The sequence below is a fragment of the Candidatus Magnetobacterium casense genome (genome assembly GCF_019173545.1).
GTDB lineage: Bacteria > Nitrospirota > Thermodesulfovibrionia > Thermodesulfovibrionales > Magnetobacteriaceae > Magnetobacterium > Magnetobacterium cryptolimnobacter.
Genome location: NZ_JABXWD010000364.1, coordinates 1 through 3,392 on the forward strand (window position 1 = coordinate 1; position 3,392 = coordinate 3,392).

General features: G+C 51.1%; 6 protein-coding genes. 4 read left to right on the plus strand and 2 right to left on the minus strand.

Annotated elements, in window-relative coordinates:
- Positions 1-217 (minus strand): Txe/YoeB family addiction module toxin (locus HWQ67_RS14855; RefSeq protein ID WP_320414574.1); only part of this gene is annotated, 217 nt, incomplete at its 3' end.
- The gene (locus HWQ67_RS14860) at positions 198-407 is read right to left on the minus strand and encodes a hypothetical protein (RefSeq protein ID WP_218253474.1); all 210 of its coding nucleotides are present in this window, start codon (positions 405-407) and stop codon (positions 198-200) included. The genes HWQ67_RS14855 and HWQ67_RS14860, both read right to left, overlap by 20 nt.
- A gap of 126 nt (positions 408-533) precedes the next feature.
- Between HWQ67_RS14860 and HWQ67_RS14865 the strand changes: the two genes are divergently transcribed.
- The 4 genes from HWQ67_RS14865 to HWQ67_RS14880 are packed head-to-tail and all read left to right on the plus strand — an operon-like array spanning position 534 to position 3,307.
- Positions 534-1,079 carry a YceD family protein gene (locus HWQ67_RS14865; RefSeq protein WP_218253475.1) on the plus strand — a complete coding sequence of 182 codons (546 nt, stop codon included), beginning with the start codon at positions 534-536 and terminating at the stop codon, positions 1,077-1,079.
- A 15-nt stretch (positions 1,080-1,094) separates the two neighbouring features.
- Complete coding sequence (gene rpmF / locus HWQ67_RS14870) at positions 1,095-1,280, plus strand: 50S ribosomal protein L32 (protein ID WP_040333347.1); 186 nt, start codon at positions 1,095-1,097, stop codon at positions 1,278-1,280.
- A gap of 4 nt (positions 1,281-1,284) precedes the next feature.
- A complete protein-coding gene (gene plsX, locus HWQ67_RS14875; RefSeq protein WP_218253476.1) occupies positions 1,285-2,319 on the plus strand; it encodes a phosphate acyltransferase PlsX in 1,035 nt (344 codons plus the stop codon).
- Between the two features lie 10 nt (positions 2,320-2,329).
- Positions 2,330-3,307 (plus strand): beta-ketoacyl-ACP synthase III, encoded by a 978-nt coding sequence (locus HWQ67_RS14880; protein ID WP_218253477.1) that lies wholly within the window; start codon positions 2,330-2,332, stop codon positions 3,305-3,307.
- Positions 3,308-3,392: the final 85 nt, after the last annotated feature.

Sequence of the window (3,392 nt, forward strand, 5' to 3'; positions counted from 1 at the left end):
CTGAAACTTCATAGACAATCCTGTGTTGCTGGTCTATGCGTCTTGACCAGCATCCGGATAACTCATGTTTCAATTTTTCCGGTTTTCCTTGTCCACGAAAGGGGGCACGCTGAATGTCCTTGATCAAACTGATAATCCTAAGGGCTTTGTTTCTGTCTTTTTCAATCCACCATTGTAAGTCTTCAAAAGCATGAGGGTCAAACACCAAGCTTCTCACAAACTACCTCAAAAGGAATACTACTACTACGTTCATGTGCCTCTATAAGCCTTTCCCGCATGGTCTTGCTCTTAAGGAGATAGACGGTCTCCTTTTCAGACTCAATCTCTCGCCATAGCTCAATAGGGACTATGACCCCTGTAACTTCTCCGCTCTTATCAGAGATGTACTGAATATCTGTCTGGTTCATATAAACTCCTTACTCTATTCTGAATCTATTATACCAGATTTAGTATCCTCATTTTTTTACGTGGCGCAATTGAAATCCTTGACAAGTGCTTAATCTTAAAATTATAATGAGTGTGGGAAAAGATTTATGATCGTGCATTTGAAGGACATAAAGGAAGAGGGGCTTGTAGTTGAGCTCAAGGCAGAGATATCGCCCGACGACGTGCAGGTGCACGGGCCGGTGTGCGGCAGTCTCCTGATCCACAGGGCCGGCGACGGCGTGTCGATCAGCGGTACGGCACGGTTGGAGATGACACTGACGTGCAGTCGGTGTCTGACGGAGTTTGACGACAACCTCGATATCGACATCAATCTGACGTACATGCCCCTGCAGGATGAAGCCACAGAGGACGATGACCTGCAGGTAACCGACATGGATATCGGCTTTTATACAAACGACGAACTCGACATTCATCAGATTGTAACGGAACAGATACTTTTAAACATACCGATGAAGATAGTGTGCCAGGAGCAGTGCCTGGGGCTGTGTCCCACGTGTGGGCTAAACCTCAACGATGGCCCCTGCCGGTGTAACAACGGAGTTGCTGCTGCTGCACACAACGAAACAGACTTCAAGACAGAGGGCAGTGCAAACTACCTCGATAGACTTAGAACAAAATACAGAGTAAGATAAAGGAGTTATTAGGCGATGGCAAATCCGACATCAAGACATTCAAGGGCAAGAAGGGATAAGCGCAGGGCAAACTGGAAGGGTGTAATACCGCATCTGATAAAATGCCCCGACTGTGGAGAACTGAAGATGCCTCACAGGGCATGTGGCAGTTGCGGCATGTACGACGGCAGAAACATCTTAGAGGTCGTAGAAAAAGAGTAATCTTATGATTATAGCGTTGGATGCAATGGGTGGTGACAAGGCGCCGGAGGTCACGTTAGAGGGCGCTGTTGAATCGGTCAGGTTGTACAAGGACATCAGCATCATACTTGTCGGTGATGAGGAGATAATCAAAAAGCACCTTCACGGCAAGAGTTACCCCAAGGAGAGGTTGAGCATCCGTCATGCCTCACAGGTGGTTGACATGCAGGAGACCCCCACTGCGGCGTTACGGCAGAAGCGGGACTCGTCCATACGTGTTGCGGTGGAGCTGGTCAAACATGGCGAGGCAGGGGCCGTGGTCAGCGCCGGCCACTCCGGGGTTGCGCTGGCAACCTCCCTGACGCTCCTGAAGAAGGCCCCCGGTGTGGACAGACCTGCGATTGCGGCCTTTATGCCCACGCTCAAGGGGCGATTCCTGTTGATAGACGCAGGGGCCAATGTCGATTGCAAACCAATCAATCTGTTGCAGTTTGCCACCATGGGCAGTGCCTACCACAGTGCAGTGATGGGGATAAAATCTCCTAAGGTTGCGCTGATAAGTATCGGTGAAGAAGACTCAAAGGGCAACGACCTCACAAAGGAGGCTTTTAAGATGCTGAAGGCATCGAGTCTCAACTTCGTGGGCAACATCGAGGGCAAGGACATCTTTATGGGAGCGGCTGACGTGGTGGTCTGCGACGGCTTCATTGGCAACACCACCCTGAAGATAAGCGAAGGCCTCGCCGAGGTCATACTAAAAATGCTCAAGGCAGAGATGTCAAACTCGTATGCGGGCAGACTTGGCTATCTGCTGATGAAACCGGCTATCAGGAATTTCAAGAAGAACACCGATTATGCAGAGTACGGTGGCGCCCCGCTGTTGGGCATAAACGGTACCTGTATCATCTGCCATGGACGCTCATCCGCAAAGGCAATCAGAAACGCTATAAAGGTCACCAATCAACTGGTCAAGGTAGACATAAACAGGATAATATCCAACGCTATAGAAAAGTCTATGGAAGACATGCACGGGCAGGGATTAATTGAGGGCCAAGATTGAGGGGTAAGATTTGAGGGCTAAGATCATATCAACGGGATCATACCTGCCTGAGCGGGTTCTCACCAACCATGACCTCGAACAGATCGTCAATACCACCGACCAGTGGATAATCGAACGCACTGGTATCACAGAACGACACATAGCCGGCGATACCCAGAGTGTCTCAGACCTTGCTGCGGAGGCGGCCATGGTAGCCCTCAGGCGTGCGTCAATCAGTGCCGATTCCATAGACCTTATCATCGTAGCCACCATCACGGGTGATATGCCTGTGCCTGCCACTGCGTGCTTTTTGCAAAGAAACATTGGCGCCGTTAATGCGGCGGCCTTTGACGTCAATGCGGCATGTTCGGGGTTTATCTATGGCCTGTCGGTGGCCAATGCCTATATACTGGCTGGTCTGTACAGGCGGATATTGGTCATAGGGGCAGAGACGCTTTCAAAGGTGACCGATTGGGAGGACAGAAACACGTGTGTCCTCTTTGGCGACGGTGCCGGGGCAGTGATCGTGGAGGCAGCGGAGGGAGACAACGGTATCCTCTCCATCGACATATACTCCGATGGCACGATGGCCGAAATGCTTCAACTACCCGGTGGGGGGTCGAGGTATCCCACCACAACCGACACTATAAATAACCACATGCACTATATCAAGATGAAGGGCAACGAAACATTCAAGGTTGCAGTGCGCACGCTGGAAAGACTCGTCACCGACGCCCTGGCAAAAAACAACCTGACAGCCTCCGACCTGGCCCTGCTTATCCCGCATCAGGCAAACATGCGAATAATCTCTGCAACCGCCGACCGCCTGGGTATCGGCATGGACAAGGTCATGGTCAATCTCCACAAGTGTGGCAATACCTCGGCAGCCTCCATACCCATTGCCCTGGATGAGGCCGTGGTGGCCGGTAGGGTGAAGGCCAACGACGTCATACTGCTTGAGGCCTTTGGCGGCGGGTTGACCTGGGCGTCTGCACTTATCAGGTGGTAACCGGCATTATAAGGAAACACCTGCAATATCAAATATAAAACCCGCTCTGGCTCCCTCACTACACACACATACACTGCGTCATACC